Source organism: Streptomyces collinus Tu 365 (genome assembly GCF_000444875.1).
Classification (GTDB): domain Bacteria; phylum Actinomycetota; class Actinomycetes; order Streptomycetales; family Streptomycetaceae; genus Streptomyces; species Streptomyces collinus_A.
In genome coordinates, this window is sequence record NC_021985.1 from 6,947,855 (window position 1) to 6,974,749 (window position 26,895).

Annotated in this window: 22 protein-coding genes; 12 read left to right on the forward strand and 10 right to left on the reverse strand. The window is 71.9% G+C overall.

The window, feature by feature from the left end; genetic code table 11:
* Window positions 1-46 precede the first annotated feature (46 nt).
* Together B446_RS30145 and dnaK are read left to right on the forward strand one after the other, a co-directional pair.
* Entirely contained in the window at window positions 47-472 is a 426-nt protein-coding gene (locus B446_RS30145; protein ID WP_020943225.1) for an OsmC family protein, read from the forward strand.
* Between the two features lie 161 nt (window positions 473-633).
* Complete coding sequence (gene dnaK, locus B446_RS30150; protein ID WP_020943226.1) at window positions 634-2,550, forward strand: molecular chaperone DnaK; 1,917 nt, start codon at window positions 634-636, stop codon at window positions 2,548-2,550.
* A gap of 70 nt (window positions 2,551-2,620) precedes the next feature.
* Here the strand turns inward: dnaK and B446_RS30155 are convergent, their stop codons facing one another.
* The 3 genes from B446_RS30155 to B446_RS30165 all read right to left on the reverse strand — a co-directional run bounded on the left by B446_RS30155 (window position 2,621) and on the right by B446_RS30165 (window position 5,334).
* Entirely contained in the window at window positions 2,621-3,433 is an 813-nt protein-coding gene (locus B446_RS30155) for an SAM-dependent methyltransferase (RefSeq protein ID WP_020943227.1), read from the reverse strand.
* A 106-nt stretch (window positions 3,434-3,539) separates the two neighbouring features.
* On the reverse strand, window positions 3,540-4,403 hold the full coding sequence (locus tag B446_RS30160; RefSeq protein WP_020943228.1) for a helix-turn-helix domain-containing protein: 864 nt from the start codon (window positions 4,401-4,403) through the stop codon (window positions 3,540-3,542).
* A 100-nt stretch (window positions 4,404-4,503) separates the two neighbouring features.
* On the reverse strand, window positions 4,504-5,334 hold the full coding sequence (locus B446_RS30165; protein ID WP_020943229.1) for a helix-turn-helix domain-containing protein: 831 nt from the start codon (window positions 5,332-5,334) through the stop codon (window positions 4,504-4,506).
* Window positions 5,335-5,413: 79 nt separating this feature from the next.
* Here B446_RS30165 and B446_RS30170 point away from each other — a divergent pair, with 79 nt between their 5' ends.
* The 3 genes from B446_RS30170 to B446_RS30180 are packed head-to-tail and all read left to right on the forward strand — an operon-like array spanning window position 5,414 to window position 7,605.
* Window positions 5,414-6,499, forward strand: a complete 1,086-nt coding sequence (locus tag B446_RS30170; RefSeq protein ID WP_020943230.1) for an ADP-ribosylglycohydrolase family protein — start codon at window positions 5,414-5,416, stop codon at window positions 6,497-6,499.
* Window positions 6,500-6,547: 48 nt separating this feature from the next.
* Window positions 6,548-6,853 carry a 4a-hydroxytetrahydrobiopterin dehydratase gene (locus B446_RS30175; RefSeq protein ID WP_020943231.1) on the forward strand — a complete coding sequence of 102 codons (306 nt, stop codon included), beginning with the start codon at window positions 6,548-6,550 and terminating at the stop codon, window positions 6,851-6,853.
* 5 nt (window positions 6,854-6,858) lie between these two features.
* Window positions 6,859-7,605 (forward strand): class I SAM-dependent methyltransferase, encoded by a 747-nt coding sequence (locus B446_RS30180; RefSeq protein WP_020943232.1) that lies wholly within the window; start codon window positions 6,859-6,861, stop codon window positions 7,603-7,605.
* 161 nt (window positions 7,606-7,766) lie between these two features.
* Here B446_RS30180 and B446_RS30185 read toward each other — a convergent pair whose 3' ends face one another.
* Complete coding sequence (locus B446_RS30185) at window positions 7,767-10,682, reverse strand: glycoside hydrolase family 48 protein (protein WP_020943233.1); 2,916 nt, start codon at window positions 10,680-10,682, stop codon at window positions 7,767-7,769.
* A 261-nt stretch (window positions 10,683-10,943) separates the two neighbouring features.
* Here B446_RS30185 and B446_RS30190 point away from each other — a divergent pair, with 261 nt between their 5' ends.
* The 4 genes from B446_RS30190 (at window position 10,944) to B446_RS30205 (ending at window position 16,069) form a co-directional block, all read left to right on the forward strand.
* Window positions 10,944-12,419, forward strand: a complete 1,476-nt coding sequence (locus B446_RS30190) for a cellulose binding domain-containing protein (protein WP_078614839.1) — start codon at window positions 10,944-10,946, stop codon at window positions 12,417-12,419.
* A gap of 31 nt (window positions 12,420-12,450) precedes the next feature.
* Entirely contained in the window at window positions 12,451-14,181 is a 1,731-nt protein-coding gene (locus B446_RS30195; protein ID WP_020943235.1) for a glycoside hydrolase family 6 protein, read from the forward strand.
* A 173-nt stretch (window positions 14,182-14,354) separates the two neighbouring features.
* Complete coding sequence (locus tag B446_RS30200) at window positions 14,355-15,308, forward strand: class I SAM-dependent methyltransferase (protein WP_020943236.1); 954 nt, start codon at window positions 14,355-14,357, stop codon at window positions 15,306-15,308.
* Between the two features lie 59 nt (window positions 15,309-15,367).
* On the forward strand, window positions 15,368-16,069 hold the full coding sequence (locus B446_RS30205; RefSeq protein WP_020943237.1) for an SDR family oxidoreductase: 702 nt from the start codon (window positions 15,368-15,370) through the stop codon (window positions 16,067-16,069).
* A gap of 13 nt (window positions 16,070-16,082) precedes the next feature.
* Here B446_RS30205 and B446_RS30210 read toward each other — a convergent pair whose 3' ends face one another.
* Window positions 16,083-16,784, reverse strand: coding sequence for a glycoside hydrolase family 75 protein (locus B446_RS30210; protein ID WP_043476730.1), 702 nt, complete (start codon window positions 16,782-16,784; stop codon window positions 16,083-16,085).
* Between the two features lie 140 nt (window positions 16,785-16,924).
* Here B446_RS30210 and B446_RS30215 point away from each other — a divergent pair, with 140 nt between their 5' ends.
* A complete protein-coding gene (locus B446_RS30215) occupies window positions 16,925-17,560 on the forward strand; it encodes a hypothetical protein (protein WP_234967582.1) in 636 nt (211 codons plus the stop codon).
* Window positions 17,561-17,784: 224 nt separating this feature from the next.
* Here B446_RS30215 and B446_RS30220 read toward each other — a convergent pair whose 3' ends face one another.
* The 3 genes from B446_RS30220 to B446_RS30230 form a co-directional block, all read right to left on the reverse strand.
* A complete protein-coding gene (locus B446_RS30220; RefSeq protein WP_020943240.1) occupies window positions 17,785-18,621 on the reverse strand; it encodes an aldo/keto reductase in 837 nt (278 codons plus the stop codon).
* A gap of 92 nt (window positions 18,622-18,713) precedes the next feature.
* Window positions 18,714-20,540, reverse strand: coding sequence for an AMP-dependent synthetase/ligase (locus tag B446_RS30225; protein WP_020943241.1), 1,827 nt, complete (start codon window positions 20,538-20,540; stop codon window positions 18,714-18,716).
* Window positions 20,541-20,770: 230 nt separating this feature from the next.
* On the reverse strand, window positions 20,771-21,676 hold the full coding sequence (locus B446_RS30230; RefSeq protein ID WP_020943242.1) for a LysR substrate-binding domain-containing protein: 906 nt from the start codon (window positions 21,674-21,676) through the stop codon (window positions 20,771-20,773).
* Between the two features lie 227 nt (window positions 21,677-21,903).
* Here B446_RS30230 and B446_RS30235 point away from each other — a divergent pair, with 227 nt between their 5' ends.
* Window positions 21,904-22,911: a bile acid:sodium symporter family protein gene (locus B446_RS30235; protein WP_043476734.1), complete on the forward strand. Its 1,008-nt coding sequence runs from the start codon at window positions 21,904-21,906 to the stop codon at window positions 22,909-22,911.
* Window positions 22,912-22,954: 43 nt separating this feature from the next.
* Here the strand turns inward: B446_RS30235 and B446_RS30240 are convergent, their stop codons facing one another.
* Window positions 22,955-24,838: a sialidase family protein gene (locus B446_RS30240; RefSeq protein ID WP_043476737.1), complete on the reverse strand. Its 1,884-nt coding sequence runs from the start codon at window positions 24,836-24,838 to the stop codon at window positions 22,955-22,957.
* 279 nt (window positions 24,839-25,117) lie between these two features.
* Between B446_RS30240 and B446_RS30245 the strand changes: the two genes are divergently transcribed.
* On the forward strand, window positions 25,118-25,645 hold the full coding sequence (locus B446_RS30245; protein ID WP_193384513.1) for an isochorismatase family protein: 528 nt from the start codon (window positions 25,118-25,120) through the stop codon (window positions 25,643-25,645).
* A gap of 151 nt (window positions 25,646-25,796) precedes the next feature.
* On the opposite strand, the gene fdhD is transcribed toward B446_RS30245, so the two are convergent.
* The gene (fdhD, locus tag B446_RS30250; protein WP_020943246.1) at window positions 25,797-26,645 is read right to left on the reverse strand and encodes a formate dehydrogenase accessory sulfurtransferase FdhD; all 849 of its coding nucleotides are present in this window, start codon (window positions 26,643-26,645) and stop codon (window positions 25,797-25,799) included.
* Window positions 26,646-26,895 lie beyond the last annotated feature (250 nt).

Sequence of the window (26,895 nt, forward strand, 5' to 3'; positions counted from 1 at the left end):
TGGCACCACGAACTCGCAAACGGGATCACACGCGAAAGGAACCACCGTGGCTACCACGCGCACCGCGCACACCGTCTGGGAAGGCAACCTGCTCGAGGGCAACGGCGTCGTCACCTTCGACTCCTCCGGCATCGGCCAGCAGCCGGTGTCGTGGCCCTCGCGCGCCGAGAAGGCGAACGGCAAGACCAGCCCCGAGGAGCTGATCGCCGCCGCCCACTCCAGCTGCTTCTCCATGGCCCTCTCGCACGGCCTGGCCGGCGCCGGCACCCCGCCCACCCGGCTGGAGACCAGGGCGGACGTCACCTTCCAGCCCGGCGAGGGCATCACCGGCATCCACCTCACCGTCACCGGCGAGGTGCCCGGCCTGGACGCCGAGGCCTTCCGCTCGGCCGCCGAGGACGCCAAGAAGAACTGCCCGGTCAGCCAGGCCCTGACCGGCACCACGATCACCCTGACGGCCGAGCTGGCCTGACGGCGCCACGCCCCGCGATGCCGCGTCCCACCGGGGCGCGGCATCGCCGTTCCCGGGCACCCGTCCATTGACAAGGACGGGCGCCCGTCCTGTGCTGGGAGTGCGGCAGGCGTCCTGACGGACGCGTCCTCACGGAACGCGCGGGCGGAAGGGGACGGACCATGGCACGTGCGGTCGGGATCGATCTGGGGACGACGAACTCGGTGGTGGCCGTCCTGGAGGGCGGCGAGCCCACCGTCGTCGCCAACGCGGAGGGCGCGCGCACCACCCCCTCCGTCGTGGCCTTCGCGAAGAACGGCGAGGTCCTGGTGGGCGAGGTCGCCAAACGGCAGGCCGTGACCAACGTCGAACGCACCGCCCGCTCGGTCAAACGCCACATGGGCGACGCCGACTGGCGCTTCCCCGAGCACGGCTCGGTCGACGGCACCCGGCTGCGCGCCCAGGAACTGTCGGCACGGGTGCTGCAGAAACTGAAGCGGGACGCCGAGTCCTACCTCGGCGAGGACGTCACCGACGCCGTGATCACCGTACCGGCGTACTTCGACGACGCGCAGCGCCAGGCCACCAAGGAGGCCGGCGAGGTCGCCGGCCTGAAGGTCCTGCGGATCATCAACGAGCCCACGGCCGCCGCCCTCGCCTACGGACTGGACCGCGGCGAGGAACAGACCGTCCTCGTCTTCGACCTCGGCGGCGGCACCTTCGACGTCTCCCTGCTGGAGATCGGCGACGGCGTCATCGAGGTCAAGGCCACCAACGGCGACACCCTCCTCGGCGGCGACGACTGGGACCAGCGCGTCGTCGAGCACCTCGTCACACGGTTCAAGGGCCAGTACGGCATCGACCTCGGCGCCGACAAGATGGCGGTGCAACGACTGCGCGAGGCCGCCGAGAAAGCCAAGATCGAACTGTCCTCGTCCACCGAGACCTCCATCAACCTGCCCTACATCACCGCCTCCGCCGAGGGCCCGCTGCACCTGGACGAACGGCTGACCCGCGCCCAGTTCCAGGAGCTGACCGCGGACCTGCTCGAGCGCTGCAAGAAGCCCTTCCACCAGGCCGTCGAGGACGCCGGCGTACAACTGTCCGCGATCGACCACGTCATCCTCGTCGGCGGCTCCACCCGCATGCCCGCCGTCACCGACCTGGTCAGGGAACTCACCGGCAAGGACCCGCACAAGGGCGTCAACCCCGACGAGGTCGTCGCCGTCGGCGCGGCCCTCCAGGCCGGCGTCATCCGCGGCGACGTCAAGGACGTCCTGCTCCTCGACGTCACCCCGCTGTCCCTGGGCATCGAGACCAAGGGCGGCATCATGACCCGGCTGATCGAACGCAACACCACGATCCCGACCCGCCGTTCGGAGATCTTCACCACCGCCACCGACAACCAGCCCTCGGTCGGCATCCAGGTCTACCAGGGCGAACGCGAGATCGCCGCCTACAACAAGAAGCTCGGCGTCTTCGACCTCACCGGCCTGCCGCCCGCCCCGCGCGGCGTGCCGCAGGTCGAAGTGGCCTTCGACATCGACGCCGACGGCATCATGCACGTCTCCGCCAAGGACCTCGCGACCGGCCGCGAGCAGAAGATGACCGTCACCGGCGGCTCCGCCCTCCCCAAGGACGACATCGACCGCATGATGCGCGAGGCCGAACAGTACGCCGAGGAGGACCGCGGGCGCCGCGAGGCGGCCGAGACCCGCAACCAGGCCGAACAACTCCTCTACCAGACCGAGCGGTTCCTCGCCGACAACCGCGAACGCGTCCCCGCCGACACCCGCACCGACGTCGAGGCCGCGATGACCGAACTGCGGACCCTGCTCGGCCGCGACACCGACACCGCCGCCCTGCGCACCGGCGTCGAGCACCTCGCCACCGTCAGCCAGCGGATGGGCCAGGCCATGTACGCCCAGGCCCAGAGCGCCGACTCCGGCCCCGAGCCCGGCTCCGCCGGCTCCGCGGGACCGGCCGGGGACCGGACCCCGCCGGACGAGGACGGCGTCGTCGACGCGGAGATCGTGGACGACGAACGGGACACCGGCACCGGCACCGGCGGCACCGGCGGCGACGGCGGCAGGGCCTAGCGCGGCCCGCCGCAACGGCGCCCGCCCCGCCTGCGGCGGACGGGCGCCACCCCGGACACGGCCGTCCCGGTCACGGCTTGCGCGCCACCCCCGCGTACACCGGCACCACACCCTCCGCCTGCGCCACCACGTCCTCCGGCTCCGGCCGCCACCCGTGCACCGGGATCACCCCCGGACCCAGCAGCTCCAGACCGTCGAAGAACCGCAGGAACTCCCGCAGCGTCCGCGGATGGAACGGCGTACCGCCCGCACGGAACAACTCGGCGGCCCGCGCCATGCTCTCGGGACTGAGATCGGGCGTGACCTGGGTCAGGATCAGGTGACTGCCCGGCGCGAGCCGGTCCACGTACCGCTTCACCAGCCCGTACACGTCGTCCGCCGCGTCGTCCAGGTAGTGCGTCAGCGCGATCAGCGACAACGCCACCGGCCGCTCGAGGTCCAGGCTCTCCCCGGCCCGCCGCAGGATCGTGTCCGGGTCACGGACGTCGGCGTGGATGTACTCCGTGCTGCCCTCCGCCGAGCCGTGCAGCAGCGCCTCCGCGTGCCGCAGCACGATCGGGTCGTTGTCCGCGTACACCACCCGGGCGTCCGCCGCCGCGGCCTGCGCCACCTGGTGCAGGTTGGGCTCGGTGGGGATGCCGGTGCCGATGTCCAGGAACTGGCGCACCCCGGCCGCGGCCGCCGCGCGCACGGCCCGGTGCATGAACCGGCGGTTGGCGCGCGCCCCGCGCACCACCGTGCCGTCCACGGCGAGGATCCTCCTGGCCAGCTCCTCGTCCACCGGATAGTTGTCCTTGCCGCCCAGCCACCAGTCGTACACCCGCGCGGGGTGCGGACGGCTGGTGTCGATCACGGTGGGGGGCGCACCGTCGGAACCGGTCATGCGGTGTCTGCTCCTAGCTGTTCAGTTCACAGAGGCCGGGATCGGGGTCGGCGCCGGGGCCGGGCCGGGATCGGGGCCGGGGACTTCGTGAGCGCGGCCGGGGACCTCAGAGGGTCTCCCGGTACTCGCGCAGGATCTTCCGCGTGCGCTGGGCGGAGGCGGCCCGGGCCGTCATGTGGTCCAGCACCTCCAGGTGCGCCGCGACCTCCTCGCGCGAGTCCAGGTACAGGGCGCCGGTCAGGTACTCGGTGAACACCATGTCCGGCAGCTCCGGCTCCCCGAACCGGAACAGGGTGAACGGCGCGTACGTCCCCGGGTGCGGGCCCGCCGCGAACTCGGCGAGCTGCAACGTCACCCGGTCCCGCTCGGCGTACTCCAGCAGCCGGTCCAGCTGGTCCCGCAGCACCTCGGGCCGCACGCTCACCGGACGCCTGAGCACCGTCTCGTCCATGATCACCCACAGGTGCGGCGGATCGTCCCGCTCCAGCAGCCGCTGCCGCTCCATGCGCAGCGACACATGCCGCTCGACGGTGTCCGGACCGGTCTGCCCTATCGTCCCGGCCTCCATCACCTCGCGCGCGTACGCCTCCGTCTGCAGCAGCCCGGGCACGAAGTGCGGCTCGTAGGAACGGATGATCCGGGCCGCGCCCTCCAGGCTCACGTACAGGCTGAACCAGTCCGGCAGCACATCGTGGAACCGCTGCCACCAGCCCGGCTCGTTCGCCTCCTCGGCCAGCCGCACGAACGCGGCCGCCTCCTCCTCGCCGACCCCGTACGTCGACAGCAGCACCTGCACGTACGGGATCTTCAGCGCGACCTCGGCCATCTCCATCCGCCGTACGGTCGCCGACGCCACCCTGAGCACCCGGGCCGCCTCGTCACGGCCGAGCCCCGCCGCCTCCCGCAGTTCCTGCAGCCTCTTGCCGAGCACCACCTGGCCCACGGTGGGCGCAGGCCGCCGTTCACTCACGCCACGCCCTCCCCTACGCGCCGAAGCATGCGGGCAGTCTGCCATGCGACCCGCCCCTCGTACACGTGGTCGAGGACAACCCGGATTCCGTAACAGAGCGTCAACCCGCCAACGTGTGCAGGTACTTGGCCGTCGCCGGATCGGCGGGCAGGAACGTCTCGATGGCCAGCTCCGCCACCGTCACGTCCATCGGCGTGTTGAACGTCGAGATGGACGACACGAACGACAGCACCCGGCCGGCGTGCTCGATCCGCAACGGCAGCGCGAAGTACGCCACCGGCCCGTCCGGTTCGTCCTCCGGCGCCTCCTCGGGCACCGGATACCCGGCCACCTCCTCGTACAGCGACCGCAGCGGGTCCGAGCGGTGCAACGCGATCTCCCGCTCCATCTGCGCCAGCAGATGCCCGCGCCACTCGCGCAGATTGCGGATCCGCGGCGCCAGCCCCCGCGGATGCAGCGTCAGCCGCATCGCGTTCGGCGCCGGCGCCAGCAACTCCTCGTCCACCCCCTCCAGCAGCATCGCGATGCCCCGGTTGGCCGCCACCACCGTGTACCCCGCGTCCACCACCAGCGCCGGATACGGCTCGTAGCCCTGGATCAGCCGCTCCACACCGTCCCGCAACGCCTGAAGCGCCGGGTCGTCCAGCGGCGTCTCCGGATAGCGCGGCGCGTAACCGGCCGCCACCAGCAGCGCGTTGCGCTCCCGCACCGGCACGTCCAGGTGCTCGGCCAGCCGCAGCACCATCTCCTCACTGGGCCGCGACCGGCCCGTCTCGACGAAACTGATGTGCCGGGCGGAGGAGTCGGCCCGCAACGCCAGCTCCAGCTGCGAGATCCTGCGCCGCTCCCGCCACGAACGCAGCAGCGGCCCCACCCCCTTGTCCGTGGGGGCGGCTGCGGAGACGGACGGGCCGGTCGCGACAATGGTCATACGCACGACCGTAGTCGAGGATCCCGCCCGGCGACCGCACCCGGGCACCGGGCGGGCACCCCAGCCGAGGAGCACCCGCATGAACCAGCCCTGGCGCCACTCCTGGCACGCCGCCGCCGTGTACCGCTCCCGGGTCCGCGGCTGCCTGCTCGGCGGAGCACTCGGCGACGCCCTCGGCTACCCGGTCGAATTCGCCTCCCTCGACCGCATCCGCGCCCAGTACGGTCCCCGCGGCGTCACCGGCCTCGTCCCGGGCGCGCACGGCGCGCTCGGCCTCGTCAGCGACGACACCCAGATGACCCTGTTCACCGCCGAAGCCCTCCTCCAGGCACACGCCCGCGAACGCGAGAAGGGCATCGGCGGCGCCTGGCCCCAGCTCCTGCGCCAGGCCTACGAACGCTGGCTCACCACCCAGACCGCCACCGCCCCACCGCCGGCCGCCCCCGCCCACGGAGGCGCCCCCGCCGGCCTCGCCGCCGAACCCTGGCTGTACGCCCGCCGCGCCCCCGGCAACGCCTGCCTGTCCGGCGTCGCCCAGATGTACGCACCCGACCCCGCCCTCCCGCTCGACGGCAGCCCCGGCGAGGTCAACCCCGACTCCAAGGGCTGCGGCACGGTGATGCGCTCGGCCCCCTTCGGCCTCGCCGCCCCCGCCGACACCGCCTTCGCCATGGCCGCCCGCGGCGCCCAGATCACCCACGGCCACCCCACCGGCTACTACGCGGCCGGCGCCCTCGCCGCCGTCGTCGCCCACCTCGTCGCCGGGGAGTCCCTGGAAGGCGCGGTGCTGCGCACCCTGCGGCTGCTGGAGCGCCACCCCGGCCACCAGGAGACCACCACCGCCCTGCGCGAGGCCCTCGACCTGGCGGCCGACGGCGCACCCACCGCCCGAAAGGTCGAGACGCTGGGGGAGGGCTGGGTCGCCGAACAGGCCCTCGCCGTCGCCGTCTACTGCGCGCTCGCCGAACCCCGCGTCACGGACGCCCTGCTGCTCTCCGTCAACCACTCGGGCGACAGCGACTCCACCGGCTCGATCTGCGGCAACCTCCTCGGCACCCTGCACGGCGACGTCGGCCTCCCGCACCCCTGGGTCCAACGGGTCGAGGGCCGCACCCGCATCGCCGCACTGGCCGACGACCTCGCGGCGGAGTGCGCACGCCGCTGAACGTGGCAGGCTGAACACGTACCCGTCCGCACCGAAGGGAGCGCGCCCATGGCCGTCGAACCGCTGTCCGCCAAGGAGATCGAGGACCGGCTCGCCGAGCTGCCCGGCTGGTCGCTCGACGGGGACCGGCTCACCCGCACCTACCGGCTCCCCTCGCACTTCGCCGCGACGGCGCTGGTCGTCCACGTCGCCCGCATCCAGGACGAACTGGACCACCACTCCGACCTCACCCTCGGCTACCACACGGTCTCCCTCAGCGTCCACACCCACAGCGCCGGCGGCACCGTCACCGAGAAGGACTTCGAGCTCGCCCGCAGGGTGGAGGACATCGCCCCGGGCCACGGACCACACTGAGGGGTGTGCTCGACTACGACGAGGAAGCCGCCGCCTACGACGCCACCCGCGGCGGCGAGCCCCGCGCCCGGGAGGCCGCGCACGCCGTACTCGGCCTGATACCCGACCGGCCGGGCCGGCTCCTCGACGTCGCCTGCGGCACCGGCATCGTCACCCGCCGCCTCGCCACCGCCCGGCCCGCGCTCCAGGTGACCGGCGCCGACCTCGCCCCCGGCATGATCCGCAGGGCGGCCGACCGCCTCCCCGGCGCCGTCCTGCTCGCCGACTGCCGCCGGCTGCCCTTCGCCGACGCCACCTTCGACGCCGTCACCAGCGTCTGGCTGCTGCACCTGCTGCCCGCCCCCGCCGACGTCCACGCCGTCGTCACCGAGTGCGCCCGGGTACTGCGCCCCGGCGGGGTCTACGTCACCACCGTCGACAAGGCCGCGGCGCACGACGTCGGCAGCGACATCGACGCCGTCCTCGCCGCCCGCCCCCGCCGCCCCGCCCAGGACGCCGCCGACGCCGTCACCGCCCACGCCGGCGAGGCGGGCCTCGCACCCGCCGGACGGTCCGCATTCCCCGGCCTCGGGCAGGGCCGCAGCCCCCGCACCACCATCGCCGACCTGCGCCGCGGCTGGTTCACCCGGCTGCCGCCCGGCGACCCGCGCGCCGAGTCCCTCGCCGCGGCCCTCGCCCGCCTCCCCGACCAGGACCGCCCCCGCCCCGACCCCCTCTTCCAGCTGCGCTCCTTCACCAAGCCCGGCCACTGACACCGAACCGGCCCCGCGGCACGGCGCGTTGACGAGGGCCGGCGAGGACCGGCCCGGCGCGCGCGAAGGCCGGGCGGCCCCCCTCCCCACGGAAGGGGGGCCGCCCGGCCCGGTGGGCCCCGTCGCCCTGTGACGGGGCCCGGTACACGGAGCGGCGGGGGCTATTCGAGGAGCTCCGCGTACGAGCCCATGGCCAGGGCGATGTCCGCCTCGGCCCAGAACCGGTGGTACGTGAACACGGGCGCGGCGCCCCCCTCGAGATACGCCTCGATCTTCGACCAGGCCGGGTCGTTCCTGTAGAAGGACCGGATCGAGGAGAACGTCGAGGACGCGCCGGCCGTGTCCCCGTTCGGCATCTTCCCGCTCCAGCCGCTCGGCACGTACACGCTGTCGCCGAACCTGCCGTAGTCGCTGCGGGTCTCGGGCACGGCGATGCCGAGGCTGTCCGTGTAGTTGCCCCACATGCCGTCCAGCAGCGCCTTCGCCGTGGACTTCGCCGCCGCGTCACCGGACCGGGCGGCGTAGTACGTCAGCGTCTTGGCGTACGCGGCCGCCACCCCGACGTCGTCGGTGTAGTCGGCGACGGTCACGTGCAGTCCGCTGTTGCCGCCGGGACTCGCGGCGTTCCAGGTGTCCGGCCGGCCCGACCACTGCAGGGTGGAGGGGATCCGGTAGGTGCCGTCCGGGTTGACCGTGGTCTTGGACAGCGCCCACTTCACCCACTTGTCCAGGACCGTCCTGGCGGCGGCGCTCCCGGTCTGCTGGTAGTACTCGGCGACCCGCTCCATCGACCAGGCCTGGAAGCCGAACCACTGGTTGGACGGCGGGTCGTGGTAGACCGGCTCCCAGTCGTAGTACATGCCGTAGAAGGTCGGCGTACCGGCCGGCGGGGACGCGTACCTGCCCTGCCAGCTGTTGGTCGCACCGCCCGCGATCGCGCCCTCGGACGACTGCAGCCACTGGTAGAACTCCAGCTGCCGCTGAAGCGACTTGCCCCAGTCGCTCGCGCCGGAGGCCGACTTGGGCTTCAGGTCGGCGTTGGAACTGAGGGCGTAGGCGGCCAGGGGGTTCTGGTAGCCGCCGTGGACGTGGCTGGAACCGATCCGCCAGGCCCAGCCCGCGCTGGTGTCGCTGGCGCCGCCCCAGGCGTAGTACCAGGACAGCAGATAGTGCGAGGCGTCCTTGCCGGTACCGGCGGCGCAGGACGACGGTCCGACGCAGTTGCCGATCTTCTTGAAGTACTTGTCGTACATCGCGTACCGCAGGTAGTCGCCCATCTTGGCCGCCTTGGCGACCGTCGCGGACACCTCGCCGCTCCTGCCCTGCGCCTTCGCCCACACGTCCGCCCAGTAGGCGGCCTGCACCGCGCGCGCGTCCGCGTCCGGGGCGTCCGTGTACTTCCACTGCCTGGCGTAGGAGGAGTCGCCGGTGAACAGGTCCAGATAGCCGTTGGCGCCGCCGTACTTGAAGGCGTCGCAGGTCGGCTGCGGGACGGTCTCCCAGACCGACTCCTGCGGGCCGCGCTGGAAGGTGTTGATGTACGAGGGTCCGGTCGCCGTGGGGCCCGCCTCGCACGTGCCCGGCTCGTCGCCGTAGCCGTAGACGTTGTCGACGTCCTGGATCCAGTGCATCCCGTAGACGTCGTCCGTGCCGTACGCGGTCTTCAGCTCACCGGCGATCGGATCCGGACCCACCGACACCGACGTGTCCAGCTTCGCCGGGTACTCGTTCGGCGTGTCCAGCTCCGGCGCGTACGTCGCCGGCTTCGAGGCGTTGTAGAAGGAACTGGTCGGCTGGTCGGCGTGGGCGGGGATCATGTACTTCTCCATGAGGTCCCACGCGCCGTTGAACTTCGACCAGTCCCCGGTGACCTTGCCGTACATCGCCTGCAGCCACAGCAGATAGCTGTACGCCTCCGAGGTGGTCTCGTGACCGTGGTCGGGGGCCTCGACGATCAGCGTCTCCACCGAGTGGTACGGGATGCCCTCGGGGGAGAAGTAGCCGTTGGCCGGGTTGGTGATCTTCCCGTACAGGTCGAGGAACCGGGCGTCGTACGCCTTCGACGCGGCCAGCTCCGTGACCGTGACCGTCGCCTTGGTGTACCTGGTCGCCGAGGCCGTGAAGGTGGCGCTCCCGGTGCCCGTGGAGTCCGCCGTCACGCTCACCGACTGCGCCGTGTCCCACGTGGACGGCGTGAACGTCAGCGACGAGCCGGCGGTGACCGACAGACCCGTGTTGCCGTCCGTCCTGGCCACGCCCACCGTCACGTTCGCGCTCGGCTTCGTCGACAGCTTCACCGAGAACGTGCCCGACCTGCCCTGCTGCACGCCCAGTTGGGACGGGGACGCGACGACCGCGGGGCCCGGGGCGACCGTGATGCCGACCGGCGCCGACTCCGCCGAGGCGCCGAGACTGTCGTACGCCTTCGCCACCAGAGAATGACTGCCCACGGTCAAACTTGGGACGGAGAGCGCGTACGGGGCGCTCGTGTCGGTGCCCAGCAGTGTGGTGTCGTCGTAGAACTCCACCTTGCTCACCGTCGCGTCGTCGGCCGCCGCCGCGGTCGCGGTCAGCGCCACCGCGTCCCCCCGCGTGTACACCGCGCCCGCCGCGGGGCTGGTCAGCACGGCCACCGGCGGCCGGTGCGCGCCGGCACAGGTGGTGCCGTTGACCGCGAAGGACGCGGGAGCGGTGTTGGTGCCGCTGTAGCCGAACTGCGCACCGGCGGAGACCGCGGCACCGGCGGCGATCGTGCCGTTGTACGAGGCGTTCTTGACGGTGACCGTCTGCCCGGTCTGGGACCAGGTGCCGTTCCAGCCGTTGGACAGCTTCTGGTTGCCCGTGTAGCCGTACGTCAGCGTCCAGCCGTCGATCGCGGCCGTACCACGGTTGGTGATCGTGAGGTCGGCCGTGAAACCGGAACCCCAGTCGTTCGTCCTGTAGTCCACGCTGCACCGCACACCCGCCGCGTGCGCCGCGGTCGTACCGGTGGCGAGCATCGTCAGGGGCAGGGCCAGCGCCGCCAGCGCGGCGGTCCACCAGCGTCGTGCGGCTCTGCGTCTGCGTCCGGGATCCATGTGCTGGTTCCTCCTTGCGGCTTGCGGCACGGGGAGAGATCAAGGCTTGAACCAGTGGGAGCGCTCCCATAGTGGGGACGACGCCATGAACGGTCAAGGTGCTTGAAGAGTCGAAAAGATTTGACAGGCCGTCCCGCGGAAAAGTCGGACGGCGCCTCTGGGCAACCGGGCCGCCAGCCGCTACCTTCCAACGCACCAGTGGGAGCGGTTCCATTCAGTCGACGCGTCCGTCACGGCGCGCCAAGCTGCAAGGAGTCGCTCATGCGACACCCCCCGCGTTCAGTACTTTTAGCCATCGCCGGCGCCCTCGCCCTCGTCTCGGGTGCGGTCGTCCCGGCGGTCACGGCCCAGGGAGCCACCCCCGCCTGCACGGTGGAGTACGCCGTCACCGCTCAGTGGGACAACGGCTTCCAGGGCACCGTCAAGATCACCAACAACGAGGCCGCCGTCAACGGCTGGAAACTCACCTTCGACTTCGCCGCAGGCCAGAAGGTCACCCAGGGCTGGAACGCCAAGTGGTCCCAGTCCGCCACCACCGTGACCGCCGCCAACGAGAGCTGGAACGGCACCCTCGGCACCGGCGCCGGCACCACCGCCGGCTTCCTCGCCTCCTGGTCCGGCACCAACGCCGTACCCACCGCTTTCCGGCTCAACGGCACCCCCTGCAACACCGACCCCGACCCCACCACACCCCCACCCACCGACCCCCCACCCGCCGACGGGACCGCCCCCGCCCTGCACGTCTCCGGCACCAGGCTGGTCGACGCGGCCGGCAGGACCCGACGGCTGCTCGGCGTCAACCGCTCCGGCGGCGAGTTCATGTGCGTCCAGGGCCGCGGCATCTGGGACGGCCCCGTCGACGACGCGGCGATCAAGGCGATCGCCGACTGGAAGGCCGACGCCGTCCGCATCCCCCTCAACGAGGAATGCTGGCTCGGCCTGTCCGACATCAAGCCCGAGTACGGCGGCGCCCACTACATCAACGCCGTCAAGGACCTGGTGGCCCGCGTCGAGGCCCACGGCCTGACCCCGGTCCTCGACCTGCACTGGACCTACGGCCAGTACACCGGCAACTCGGCCGGCTGCTCCGACGTCCACGCCGGCTGCCAGAAGCCCATGCCCGACCTCCGGTACGCCCCGTCCTTCTGGTCCTCGGTCGCCGGCACCTTCAAGGATGACAAGGCCGCCGTCTTCGACCTGTTCAACGAGCCGTACCCGGACCGCGCGACACCCAGCACGACCGACGCCTGGACGTGCTGGCGGGACGGCGGCACCTGCCCCGGCATCCCGTACGAGGTCGCCGGTATGCAGGATCTCGTCGACAGTATCCGCGCCGCCGGCGCCCAGAACGTCATCCTGGCCGGCGGCCTCGCGTACTCGAACGACCTGAGCCAGTGGCTCACCTACCGGCCCACCGACCCCGCGGGCAATCTCGCCGCCGCCTACCACGTCTACAACTTCAACACCTGCGCCGACGAGAGCTGCTGGAACTCCACCCTCGCCCCGGTCGCCGCCCAGGTACCGCTGGTGGCCGGCGAGGTCGGCGAGAACACCTGCGCGCACGGCTTCGTCGACCAGGTCATGAAGTGGTTCGACGACCACGCCCTGTCCTACCTCGGCTGGACCTGGAACACCTGGGACTGCTCCTCCGGACCGTCCCTCATCACCAGCTACGACGGCACACCCACCACCTACGGCACCGGCCTGCGCGACCACCTGCGCGCCCTCAACCCGTAGACCCGACGGACGACAGAAGGAACCCGCACTCATGAGTCGTACCAGAACATCACTGCTCGCCGCCCTGACACTGGTCGCCGGGGCCTTGGGGACGGCGCTCACCGCCGCACCGGCCGGCGCCGCGGCCGCCTCCGTCCCCTGCACCGTCGACTACAAGGTGCGGAACCAGTGGGACACCGGCTTCACCGCCGCCGTGACCCTCACCAACAACGCGGCCGCCAGAACGAGTTGGGCGGTGAAGTGGGCGTACGCCGGCAACCAGAAGGTCACCAGCGGCTGGAACGCCAGGATCAGCCAGAGCGGCGCCGCCGTCACCGCCACCAACGAGAGCTACAACGGCACCCTCGCCACCGGCGGTTCGGTCAGCTTCGGCTTCAACGGCTCCTACAGCGGCACCAACACCGCACCCACCACCTTCACCCTCGACGGCATCACCTGCAACGTCGACGACGGCGGCAGCGGCGGCGGGGGAGGAGGCGGCGGCAACGGCGGCGGAGGCGGCACCGGCACCCGCGTCGACAACCCGTACGCCGGCGCCAAGGTGTACGTGAACCCCGAATGGTCGGCCAAGGCCGCCGCCGAACCGGGCGGCAGCCGCGTCTCCAACCAGCCCACCGGCGTCTGGCTCGACCGCATCGCCGCGATCAACGGCGTGAACGGCGGCATGGGACTGCGCGCCCACCTCGACGCGGCCCTCGCCCAGAAAGGCAGCGGCGACGAGGTCGTCCAGCTCGTCGTCTACGACCTGCCGGGCCGCGACTGCGCCGCGCTCGCCTCCAACGGCGAACTCGGCCCGACCGACATCGACAAGTACAAGACCCAGTTCATCGACCCGATCGCGGCCATCCTCGCCGACCCCAAGTACGCCTCCCTGAGGATCGTCACCACCATCGAGATCGACTCACTGCCCAACCTCCTCACCAACACCGGCAGCCGCGCCACCGCCACCGCCAACTGCGACACCATGCTCGCCAACGGCAACTACGTGAAGGGCGTCGGCTACGCCCTCGCCAAGCTCGGCGCCATCCCCAACGTCTACAACTACCTCGACGCCGGCCACCACGGCTGGCTCGGCTGGGACGACAACTTCGGACCCGCCGCGACCCTGTTCAAGCAGGCCGCCACCAGCGAGGGGGCGACCGTCGACGACGTACAGGGCTTCATCACCAACACCGCCAACTACAGCGCCCTGAAGGAGAACAACTTCACGGTCGACGACACCGTCAACGGCACCACGGTCCGCCAGTCGAAGTGGGTCGACTGGAACCGCTACGTCGACGAGCAGTCCTTCGCCCAGGCCTTCCGCAACCAGCTCGTCTCGGCCGGCTTCAACTCCACCATAGGCATGCTGATCGACACCTCCCGCAACGGCTGGGGCGGCAGCGCACGCCCGGCCGGCCCCGGACCCAAAACCAGCGTGGACACCTACGTCGACGGCGGCCGGTACGACCGTCGCATCCACATCGGCAACTGGTGCAACCAGTCCGGCGCCGGCCTCGGCGAACGCCCCCAGGCCAGCCCGGCCGCCGGCATCGACGCCTACGTCTGGATGAAGCCCCCGGGCGAGTCCGACGGCTCCAGCACCGCCATCGCCAACAACGAGGGCAAGGGCTTCGACCGCATGTGCGACCCCACGTACACCGGCAACGCCCGCAACGGCAACAACCTCTCCGGCGCCCTGCCCGACGCCCCGCTGTCCGGGCACTGGTTCTCCGCCCAGTTCCAGCAGCTGATGCAGAACGCCTACCCGCCCCTCACCTGACCGGGACCCGATGAGGTCCGCCGGGACCGGCCCCCACCCGGGCCGGCCCCGGCGGACCACCGCCCGCACCCCTCGCCCCGCCGCATCCCGCCCTTGCGGAAACCGCAACACCACTGGGCCGCCCCCGGTGCGCCGCCGCACGCTGACCGCACACCGACGAGAGGCTGACCCCCATGGCGCACGACCACGAGCCCCACCGGCACACCCACACCCACACGCACGGCGGCGACACCGACGTCGACTGGAGCGAGATGGGCCCCCATCTGGAGGCCCAGGCGGAACTGTTCGCCCCCGTCCACGAGCGGATCACGGCCTGGCTCGCCGAGGAGGTGACCGGGCCGGAACTGATCGTCGACGCGGGCAGCGGGCCCGGCGTCGTCTCCTGCCTGTTCGCCGAGAGGTTCCCCGGCGCGCGGATCGTGGCCGTCGACAACGCCGGACCGCTGCTGGAACGGGCCCGCGCCCGCGCCGCACGGCAGGGCTTCGCCGACCGCCTCGCCACCCTCACCGGCGAACTGCCCCAGGCGCTGGACGAACTGGACCACCCCGCCGACCTGCTCTGGGCCAGCCGCAGCCTCCACCACATCGGCGACCAGCGCGCGGCGCTCACCGCGTTCGCCGCGCGCCTCGCCCCCGGCGGCACCCTGGCCCTGCTCGAAGGCGGCCTGCCCTCCCGGTTCCTGCCCCGCGACATCGGCATCGGACGGCCCGGCCTCCAGGCGCGGCTGGACGCGCTGCAGGAGGAGTGGTTCGCGCGGATGCGGGCCGGGCTGCCCGGCTCGGTCGCCGAGGCCGAGGACTGGCCGGCCCTGCTGGCTGCCGCCGGGCTCCGGCACACCGGCACCCGCAGCTTCCTGCTCGACCTGCCCGCCCCGGCCTCCCCCCAGGCCCGCGCCTACGCCGCCGAGCAGTTCACCCGGCTGCGCGACATCGGCACGGAGGACCTGGACCCCGAGGACCTCGCCACCCTGGACCGGCTCCTCGACCCGTCCGACCCGGCGAGCGTGCACCGCAGGCCGGACGTCTTCGCCCTGAGCGCGTACACCGTCCACCGGGCGGTACGCCCCCGCCGGCCCCGGCCCCGCCGGCGTCCCGCCGCCAACCGTCTCTTCACGGAGGGGACTTGACTTCGAGAACTCTCCAAGTGGTGGACTCCCCGGCAGTCACCGACACACAGGGGGAAGACATGAACGACGCTCCGGTCGCACTCGTCACCGGTGGTGGCAGCGGCATCGGCGCCGCCGTGGCCCGGCAGCTGCTGACCGCCGGCCACCGGGTCACCGTCACCGGTCGCGGAGAGCGCAGGCTGCGGGAGTTCGCCGACGGTCTCGGACATCCCGAGGGCCTGCTGACCGTCGTCGGCAGCGCGTCGTCGTTCGACGATGTACAGGATGCGGTCGACCGTACACGGAAGACATTCGGCCGGCTGGACACCGTCGTCGCCAACGCGGGCTCCGCCACGCACGACTCGGTGGTCGACGGCGATCCGGCGGGCTGGACCGAGATGGTCCTCACCAACGTCCTCGGTCCCGCCCTGCTCATCCGGGCCGCCGTCGACGCGCTGAAGGAGACCCGCGGCCGGATCGTGCTCATCGGCAGCGTGGCCGGTTTCGTCCCCACGCCCGGCAATCTCTACGGCGCCACCAAGTGGGCGGTGACCGGTCTCGCCGAGAACACCCGCCGCCAGGTCACCGAGTTCGGCGTCGGGGTCACGCTGGTCGCCCCCGGCCGGGTGGAGACCCCCTTCTGGGACAGCTACGGCAGCCTGCCCCCGGGACACCTCCTGACCGCGGACCAGATCGCCGACTCGGTGGTCTGGGCGATCCGGCAGCCGGCCGGGGTCGACGTCAACACCGTGGTGGTGCGTCCGCTGGGTCAGCCCAACTGACGCGGCTGCACGATCAGTTGTTCCGCAGGAACTGCTTGGCCAGCTGGTCCCCGAGGGAGACGGCCGCGCTGTGGCTCTCGATGGGGGAGACCTTGGAGTTCTTGAACAGGATGTACGTCACGCCGGAGTCGGCCCCGCCGGTGGCCGGGTCGGGGTCGATGCCGAGGGCCTTGGCGGTGGCGTACGAGGCCTCACCGATGATCTTCGTGGGGCCGGTGTCGCCGACGACGGCGTACTCGACCTTGTTGTTGTAGATGACGGCGACCACGCCGCCGCCCTTGATGCCCGCGCCGGAGTAGTTCCAGATGCTGCTGGAGCTGGGCACAACGACGTACGGCAGGGACTCGGCCTTCAGCGGCTTGCCGTCGGACTGGTGGAACGCGGTGTCGTCCTGGTACCAGGGGTCGCGGTCCGCGTTGCAGTTGGTGGTGCGCTGGCCGTCGCAGTCGATGTCCATGTCGGCCTTCCAGAAGACCGCGCCGTTCTTGCCGCAGACGGGGACCGTGGCCGAGGTCTCGTCGTCGGTCTTGTACTTGCCGCTGGAGATCTGCGAACAGGACGTCACCTTGGCGAGCAGGTCGGCCGCGCTGACCGAGCCCTCCTGGGCGGACGTGGGCGCGGACGGGGTCGGGCCGGAGGCGTGAGCGGGGAGCACTCCGGCGGCGAGAAGGGCGGCTCCGGAAGCCGCGGCGAGGGTCAGTGTTCGAAAGCGCACTGTGGGGGACCCTTCTGTTAGGAAAGTTTCCTTACCGGTGCCGTACAAGGTGGCCCATGTGCATGTCCCCGTCAACCCCTCGCGAGCAACGGGCGAGCGCTGCGCCATTTGCGGGGATTTGCCCAGGGGGGAAACTGGTCATGTCGAACTGGGAGGCGAATGCCATGTTCGTGCGGACCATCTACGTGACCGGTGACCCCACGAAGATCGACGCGGCCGTCAGGGCCCTGAACACCGAGGGCCGCGACCTGCTCGAGGAACGGCCGGGCTACCGCGGAGCCGGCGTCTTCGTCGACCGGGAACTCGGCAAACTCCTCGGGGTCAGCCAGTGGGACACCCCGCAGCAGCGGCACAACAGCGACCTGGTGATGCGCGAGCACCGCACCTCGATGCTGGGCCCCTTCGCGGGCACCCTGACCGTGGAGAACTTCGAGTCGGTCGTCCGCCACTCCGTCCAGGCGCCCCGCGTGGGCGGCGGACTGAGCCTCACCCGGGTCGAGTTCGACCCCGCGGACGCCGACCTGTTCGCCGACACGTTCCGAGCGACCGCGCTCCCGCGCTACGAGACCCTGCCCGGCGTGGCCAGGTCCGTCCTGCTCCTCGACCGCGAGCACGGCACCGGCCGCGTCGGCATCCTCTTCACCGACCGCGAATCGATGGCCGCGTCCCGCGGCGGCCAGGCCGCGGCCCGCCACGAGGGCGCGGCCAAGGCACACGTACGGGTCGTCGGCCTGGAGGAGTTCGAGATCGTCCACGCGGACGGCCACCTCGACTGAAGCCACCGCCCCCGGACGGACCACCGGCCGCCCCCGGCAGCCGCGACTCGCGCGCGCCCGCATCCGAGCCCGGACAGCCGTCCGCCCCACCGCTCGGGCCGGTGACCTCGGGCGATGGGGCGGACGGACCGTGGAAGCGATCGGACCACGAGGATCAGATCACGCGGCTCAGATCACGCGGCTCAGATCACGAGGATCAGGCCGCGAGGATCAGACCGTGACGATCAGGCCACGTCGAACGTGGCCGGGTCCGGACCCAGCCGCCGGTCCTCGTTCAGCGCGCGGATCGCCGCGAGGTCCTCGTCGTCCAGGCTGAAGTCGAACACCGCGATGTTCTCCTCGATCCGCGACGGCGTCACGGACTTCGGGATCACCACGTTGCCCAGCTGCAGGTGCCAGCGCAGCACGACCTGCGCCGGGGTGCGGCCGTGCTTCCGCGCGATCGCGACGATCGCGGGCACCTCCAGCAGCCCCTTGCCCTGGCCGAGCGGCGACCACGCCTCGGTCGCGATGCCCTGCTCGGCGTGCAGCTCCCGCGACACGCTCTGCTGCAGGTGAGGGTGGAGCTCGATCTGGTTGACCGCCGGCACGACCGAGGTCTCCTCGATCAGCCGGCGCAGGTGCTCGGGCAGGAAGTTGGACACGCCGATGGCCTTGGCGCGACCGTCGGCGTACAGCTTCTCGAACGCCTTGTAGGTGTCGGTGTACAGGTCACGGGACGGCAGCGGCCAGTGGATCAGATACAGGTCCACGTAGTCGAGACCCAGCTTCTCCAGCGACGCGTCGAACGCGCGCAGCGTGGAGTCGTACCCCTGGTCGCTGTTCCAGAGCTTGGTGGTGACGAAGACGTCCTCGCGGGGCAGGCCGGACGCCGCGATGGCCTTGCCGGTGCCCTCTTCGTTGCCGTAGATCGCCGCGGTGTCGATGCTGCGGTAGCCGGTCTCGAGCGCCTTGGCAACGGCCCGCTCGGCCTCGTCGTCCGGCACCTGCCAGACGCCGTAGCCCAGCTGGGGCATCTCGACACCGTTGTTCAGGATGATCGGGGGGACCTTGCTGCTCACGAGCTCGTTGATCCTTCGGTTGTCGACAGGTGGTACTCACATGGTCAACGATCACGGGCCCCGATGTATTCCGGACGGGCCGATCCGTGCGCTCAGGCCCGGTACAGGGCCTCGACCTCGTTCTCGTACGCCTTCTCGATCGCCTTCCGCTTCAGCTTCAGCGACGGCGTCAGCAGGCCGTGCTCCTCGGTGAACGGCTGCGCCAGGATGCGGAAGGTGCGGATCGACTCGGCCTGCGACACGAGCGTGTTGGCGGCCACGACCGCCCGCCGCACCTCCGTCTCCAGATCCGGGTCGCGCACCAGCTGCACCGGGCTCAGCCGGGGCTTGCCGCGCATCTGCAGCCAGTGCTCCACGGCCTCCTGGTCCAGGGTGACCAACGCCGCGATGTACGGCCGGTCGTTGCCGACCACGATGCACTGGTTGACCAGCGGATGGTCGCGGACCCGCTCCTCCAGGACACCGGGCGAGACGCTCTTGCCGCCGGAGGTCACCAGGATCTCCTTCTTGCGGCCCGTGATGGTCAGATAGCCGTCCTCGTCCAGGGCGCCGAGGTCGCCGGTGGCCAGCCAGCCGTCGTGCAGGGTGGCGTCGGTGGCCTTCTGGTTGTTCAGGTAGCCCTGGAAGACGTTGCCGCCGCGCAGCCAGATCTCCCCGTCGTCCGCGAGGTGCACGGTGACTCCCGGGATGGCCTGCCCGACCGTGCCGTACCGGGTGCGCTCCGGCGGGTTGGCGGTCGCCGCCGCCGTCGACTCGGTCAGCCCGTAACCCTCGTAGATCTGCACGCCCGCACCCGCGAAGAACAGCCCCAGCCGGCGGTCCATCGCCGAACCACCGGACATCGCATTCCGTATACGGCCGCCCATCGCCGCCCGGACCTTCGCATACACGAGCTTGTCGAACAGCTGGTGCTGCATCCGCAGCGCCGCCGACGGCCCCGGACCGGTGCCCCACGCCTTGGCCTCGACGGCGTCGGCGTACTTCACGGCGATGTCGACCGCCTTCTCGAACGGCCCCGCCTTGCCCTCCCTCTCCGCCTTGCGGCGGGAGGCGTTGAACACCTTCTCGAAGATGTACGGCACCGCCAGGATGAACGTCGGCCGGAACGCCTGCAGGTCGGGCAGCAGAGCCGTGGCGTTCAGCTGCGGCTGGTGCCCGAGCCGCACCCCGCCGCGCATGGCGGCCACCTCCACCATCCGTCCGAAGACGTGCGCCAGCGGCAGGAACAGCAGCGTGGACGCCTCGTCGCCCTTCTTGGAGTGGAACACCGGCTCCCAACGCTCCATGACGGTGTCCGCCTCGAACATGAAGTTGCCGTGCGAGATCACACAGCCCTTGGGCCGGCCGGTGGTGCCCGAGGTGTAGATGATCGTGGCGACCGACTCGGGGGTGACCGCCTCCCGGTGCCGGTGGACCATCTCGTCGTCCAGGTGCGCGCCCGCGTCGTACAGCTCCTGCACACAGCCCGAGTCCAGCTGCCACAGCTCCCGCAGCCTCGGCAGCCGGTCGATGACCGTCGCGATCGTCATGGCGTGGTCCTCGTGCTCCACGATCGCCGCGGACACCTCGGCGTCGTACAGCATCCAGAAGCACTGCTCCGCCGACGACGTCGGGTAGACGGGCACCACCTGGGCGCCGATCGTCCACAGGGCGAAGTCGAAGAGGGTCCACTCGTAGCGCGTGCGGGACATGATCGCGACCCGGTCGCCGAACCGGATGCCCCGGGCCAGCAGCCCCTTGGCCAGCGCGAGCACCTCGTCGCGGAACTCCGCCGAGGTCACGTCCCGCCACTGCCCCGATGCGTCCTTGCGGCCCAGCGCGACGTGCAGGGGGTCCCGCCCGGCATGCTCGAAGACGGCGTCGGCCAGACCGCCCACCGGCGGTGCCGACGTCGACGGAGGGGTGGTGAACTCGCGCAAACCTCGCTCCCCGTTTCCTCGCTTTTCGGTCACGCCCGTGGTGCTCCGCTCAGCGCCGTGAAAGCTACCCCACCCGTTCGCCGGGCGGGAGGGGTAAGGAAACCGAGCAAACCTCGCCATCCTCCCGGCCCACGGCCGGAAAATACCCTCACATGCGGAAGGGTCGGACAGAATACTTACGGGTCAGTAAGTTTCGGTGCCGTAATCTCCACCGAATCTGTACGACCCGATTACCGGCCATGCTCCTGTCCGCGCAGGCCGCCCGCCTGCCGCTGCCCCGCGCGCAACCGGTCCCCGCCCGCCAGGATCGCCGACGCCAGCGCGTCCGCCGCGCCCTGCGCCGCCCCCGGACGCCGCCCGTGCACCAGCACGAAATCGACCCTGCCCAACTCGGGCAGCCCGGCCCGCTCCGGCACCCGGAACAGCCCCGGCGGGATCAGCCGCCGCGAGTGCGCCATCACCCCGAGCCCGGCACGCGCGGCGGCGATCAGACCGTTCAGGCTGCCGCTCGTGCACACGATCCGCCACGGCCGCCCCTGCTCCTCCAGCACCTCGAGGGCCCGGGCCCGGGTGATGCCGGGCGGCGGGTACACGATCAACGGCACCGGCCGGCCGGCCTCCAGACGCAGCTGCCCGGAACCGATCCACACCAGGTCGTCGCGCCACACCAGCTCACCGCGCGGGTCCTCGGACCGACGCTTGGCCAGCACCAGGTCCAGCTTCCCCGCCGCCAGCTGCTCGTGCAGGGTGCCCGACAGCTCCACCGTCAGCTCCAGATCGACCTCGGGATGGTCCTGCCGGAACCCCTCCAGGATCTCCGGCAGCCGCGTGAGCACGAAGTCCTCCGACGCGCCGAACCGCAGCCGCCCCCGCACCCGGGTGCCCGTGAAGAACGCCGTCGCCTGCTCGTGCACCTCCAGCAGCCTGCGGGCGAAGCCCAGCATGGCCTCGCCGTCCTCGGTCAGCTCCACCGCGTGCGTGTCCCGCAGGAACAGCCGGCGGCCGGCCGCGTCCTCCAGCCGGCGCACGTGCTGGCTGACCGTCGACTGCCGCAGACCCAGCCGACGGGCCGCCTGCGTGAAGCTGAGCGTCTGCGCCACCGCGAGGAAGGTGCGCAGGTGAGTGGGGTCGTACACGCCCGCAGCCTAACGCCGTCCATCACGGAACGCGATGACAGTCAGAGCGGTATGCCGGATTCCCGATCGAGGCGCCGGGATGGACCATGGAGGCGGTGGAAGGGCTTGCGGGCCCGCCCGTCCGACCCGACTCGGCGACCCGGCGGGTACCCGACGCGGCGACCCGACGGGCACGAACCGACGAAAGTGAGTGGAGCACCGTGACACGCCTGCGCTGGCCGAGCTGGATGCCGGTCGACCCCTACATCGTGCTGCTGCTCGGCACCGTGGGCCTCGCCGCGCTCTTCCCCGCCCACGGCACCGGCGCCGACGTGGCCTCCGGCGCGTCCACCGCCGCGATCGCCTTCCTTTTCTTCCTCTACGGCGCCCGCCTCTCCACCCGCGAGGCCATGGACGGCCTGCGGCACTGGCGGCTCCACCTCACCGTCCTGGCCTGCACCTTCCTCGTCTTCCCGGTCCTGGGCCTGGCCGCCCGCGGCCTGGTGCCGATGGTGCTGACCCAGCCGCTCTACCAGGGCCTGCTCTTCCTGACCCTGGTGCCCTCCACCATCCAGTCGTCGATCGCGTTCACCTCGATCGCCCGCGGAAACGTGCCTGCCGCCATCTGCGCCGGCTCCTTCTCCTCCCTGGTCGGCATCCTCGTCACCCCGCTGCTCGCGGCCGTGCTGCTCGGCGGCAGCGGCGGCGGGTTCTCCGCCGACTCCCTCGTCAAGATCGTGCTCCAGCTGCTGGTGCCGTTCCTCGCCGGCCAGGTGCTGCGCCGCTGGATCGGCGGCTTCGTCGCCCGGCACAAGAAGGTCCTCGGCCTCGTCGACCGCGGCTCCATCCTGCTCGTCGTCTACACCGCGTTCAGCGAAGGCATGACCCGCGGCATCTGGCACCAGGTCAGCCCCGCCCGGCTCGGCGCGCTGCTCGGCGTCGAGGCCGTCCTGCTGGCCGTCATGCTGGGCCTGACCTGGTACGGCGGCCGGATGCTCGGCTTCCCCCGGGAGGACCGGATCGCCATCCAGTTCGCCGGCTCGAAGAAGTCCCTCGCCTCCGGCCTGCCGATGGCCAGCGTCCTGTTCGGCGCCCACGCCTCCCTGGCCGTGCTGCCGCTGATGCTCTTCCACCAGATGCAGCTCATGGTCTGCGCGGTCATCGCCAAGCGGCGCGCCCGCGACCCGGAGGCGGCCGGGGAACCCGCCGGGCCGGCCGCGGCATCCCGCGCCACGGTCGGCACCGGCTCCCGCTGAGACCTCCCCGCACCCGCTGAGCCGCGCCCGGGGCCGGTGCGCGTCAGCCGGAGACCCGGTCCAGCGGCAGCCACAGCACGGTGTCCTTGAGGAACGGCGGCGCCTTCGGGTCGGACAGCTCCTCGTCGGTCAGCGCCCGGTCCCACACATGCACCTCGTCGATCGCACCGGTGAAGAAGGCCCGGCTGTCGACACGCTGGCCGATGTGCACCCCGAAGGGCGAGTTACGGCTGACGGAACCCGGTACACCGGCGACGGTCGACCGCATACCGTCGACCGTCAACGACAACGCGTCGGCCGACCGGCGCAGCACCAGGTGGTGCCAGGCGCCGTCGTTGTAGGCGTCGGCGGTCCGCACGTACGCGGTCTGCGGCGCCGCGGCGCCGTCGCGCACCGTGATGAGCCCCTGGAGGCGGTGGTTCGCGGGTTCGCCGCGCACCCAGACCTGCGGCTGGCTGGTGCCGACACCGCCCATCCACAGCAGGGGCTGCTCCCCGGTGCCGGCCGTGTACCGGAACCACAGGGACGCGGTGAAGTCGCCGCCGCCCAGCAACAGCCCGGGCCGGTACGGCAGGCGTACGGCGTCGTCGGCGCCGTCGAACTCCAGCGCGCCCCCGGACACGCCGTCCGTCTCCCGGGCACCGCCCAGCACCGCGGCCGGCCGGGCGCGCGGGGCGAGGTCGGCGGTGCGCGGGTCCGGGCCGCGGCGCGGGGCGAGCCAGTCCTCGGTGAAGCGGGCGAAGCGGATCTCGTCACGCGCGTCGACCGCGCCGCCCTCGTACAGCAGGCCCACGGTGTCGCGGTCGGCGCGCACCAGGTCGGAGTAGCCGGACCAGTCGGTGGTGACGACCGTGCCGCGGTCCACGCTGTCCCAGGTGCGGCCGCCGTCGTAGGAGGAGCGGACCATCATCGTGCGGCGCCGGTCGGGGTCGGCGGGGCAGGAGAGCAGGATGCGGTCGCCCAGGCGCAGCATCGAACCCTGGACCTGCGGGGCGTAGAGGTCCGGCAGCCCGCGGAAGGGGGCGGTGAAGCTGCCACCGCCGTCCCAGCTGACGGCCTGGGTGCGGTGGCCGAGGTCGGTGCCGTCCTGCTCGCGGCCGCTGACCAGGACCGAGCCGTCGGCGCGCTCGGCGAGGGTCAGCTCGGAGGGCTTCTGCCGGAAGGTGCCGTCGGCGGCGACGGGCCAGGTGTCGGTGGCGCCGATCCGCCAGTGGCCGCCGTGGTCGTCGCTGACGACGAGCGCGGCGTGGTTGGCGGTGACCCGGCTGCCGTCCCAGGTCTCGGTGTTGACGCCGAAGACCAGCCGGCCCGCGTACCGGCCGCGGGTGAGCTGGATGCCGTGCACCGGACCGGTCGCGTACCAGGAGTTCCAGTCGGCGGGCAGGATCTCGGGGCTCAGGTCGCGCGGCGCCGACCAGGTCTGCCCGTCGTCGTCGCTGTACTGCAGATGCGGGGTGCGGTCGCAGGGGACCGAGCAACTCGCGCTGTCCGTACGGCCGGTGTTGTACGTCTCCGCCAGCCAGATCCGGCCGGTCTCCCGGTCCACGACGGGCGCCGGGTTGCCGTGCGTGTCGCCCGCGCCCTCGTTGACCACCCGCAGCGGGCCCCAGGTGCGGCCGCCGTCCGTGGAACGCTTGACCACGATGTCGATGTCCGCCGCGTCACCGCAGTTCAGCACCCGCCCCTCGGCGAACGCCAGCAGCGTGCCGTCCGTGCTCCGCACGACCGCCGGGATGCGGAAACAGGCGTATCCGGGGTCCTGGGACGCCTTGAAGAGGACCTGCTGCTCGAACTCGGCTGCGGGCGAGCCGGCGCCCGCGTGGGCGTGCGCCGGGTGGGGGGAGACGAGCGGGAGCGCCACCAGCGCCGCCGTGGTGAGGACGGTGGCCGGCACGGACCCGAGACGGGCGCGGAGACCTGACGGCATGGAACGACCTGCCCTTCGGTGGCCGGACATCCGGACGTCCGGACATCCCACGTCCGATGTCCGTCCCCATGAAGGTAGTTGTGGCCCCGCCGCCCCACAATAAGCGTGCACCGCATGGAGCACGCGGCTTCAGGGAACCGCCTCACCCGTGGCGAAGGGGCCACCCACCGGACCTGGGAGGCGTTGCTCGCCCCCTGACGACCGCCGAACCCGATCAGTTCACACGCCTGTTGATCCGGATTTCCGCCACGGACGGCTGACGGCGGCTAACGTTCCGTCATGACCGCAGCTCCCGTGCTCGATCCGCAGCGCACCGCCCTCGTCCTCGTCGACCTGATGGACCGCGTCGTCGCGCTGCCCCTGGAACCCCGCAAGGGCACCGACGTACTGGCCACCGCCGAGCACCTCGCGGCCGCCTTCCGCGGCGCGGGCGCCCCCGTCGTCCTCATCCGGGTCGAACGCCCCTCGGTCCCCGAACAGCCGCCCGGCAGCGGGCTGGTGGCGGGACTGCGCCGGGAGGGCGACCTGGAGGTGGTCAAGCGCACCATCGGCGGCTTCCAGGGCACGGAACTCGACGAACGGCTGCGTGAACGCGGCATCCGCACCCTCGTGTTCGGCGGCATCGCCACCAACCTCGGCGTCGAGTCCACCGCCCGCGCCGCCGCCGACCTCGGCTACGACCTCGTCTTCGTCGAGGACGCCATGGCCGCACTCACCGCCCCCGAGCACGAGGCGTCCGTCCGGCTGGACTTCCCCCGGCTGGGCACCGTGACGAGCGCGACGGACCTCTCCTTCGCCCGCGAGTGAGCCCGAGGCGGGCGGGCCCGCGCCCGAGTCCGGGCGGGGCGGGCACGGGGGCGCGCCGGGGGTGCGACGGCACAGGGCGCGTTCGGACGCTCGCCACCGCCCCGGCGCCCCGCGAGGCCGCCGCGCTGCCGTGCGTCCTTCGGCGGACCCGTCAGCCCCGGGCGGCCGCGGCCGGCAGGGCGACGCGGTCCTCGCCCGCGTACACGTTCATCGAACTGCCCCGCAGGAACCCCACCAGGGTCAGCCCGGTCTCGGCGGCCAGGTCCACCGCGAGCGACGACGGCGCCGACACCGCCGCCAGCACCGGGATCCCCGCCATCACCGCCTTCTGCGCCAGCTCGAACGAGGCCCGCCCCGACACCAGCAGCAGCGTCCGCGACAACGGCAGGTCGCCGTTCTGCAGCGCCCGCCCGACCAGCTTGTCGACCGCGTTGTGCCGGCCGACGTCCTCCCGTATGTCCAGCAGCTCACCGTCCTCGGTGAACAGCGCTGCCGCGTGCAGACCACCCGTGCGGTCGAACACCCGCTGCGCCGCCCGCAACCGGTCCGGCAGGCTCGCCAGCAGGTCCGGGGTCACCCGGACCGGGGGCGTGTCCGCGATCGGCCAGCGCGCGGTCGTGCGCACGGCGTCCAGACTGGCCTTGCCGCACAGCCCGCACGACGACGTCGTGTACACGTTCCGCTCCAGCGTGAACTCCGGCAGCGCCACACCCGGTGCCGTCTTCACGTCGACGACGTTGTACGTGTTCACACCGTCGGCGGTCGCCCCCGCGCAGTAGACGATGTTCTGCAGATCGTCGACGGTCGCCAGCACACCCTCGCTCACCAGGAACCCCGCCGCCAGCGCGAAGTCGTCACCCGGCGTCCGCATGGTGATCGCGAGGGACTTGCCGTTCAGCCGGATCTCCAGCGGCTCCTCGGCGACGAGCGTGTCCGGCCGGCTGGACACCGCCCCGTCCCGGATCCGGAGGACCTTGCGTCGTTCCGTGACTCGTCCCATGTCCTGATCAGCCCCGGTTCTGTACGTGCTGGCGGCCGCGACGGCCCTTGATACGGAGAGTGCCGTGGCCACCTGACCGCCGTACGGCGAGGTGACCTCGACGATCTCATTGTCCTGCACACGGAGCGCGAGGCCGCGGCCCGCTCCGCGGTACCGCACACCGTCGTCGCCCCGTCCGCCCCGACCCGTCCCAGGTACCCGCCGCCCGCGTCCCGAACTCCGGCAGGACCGCCCGGCCGGCCGGAGGACC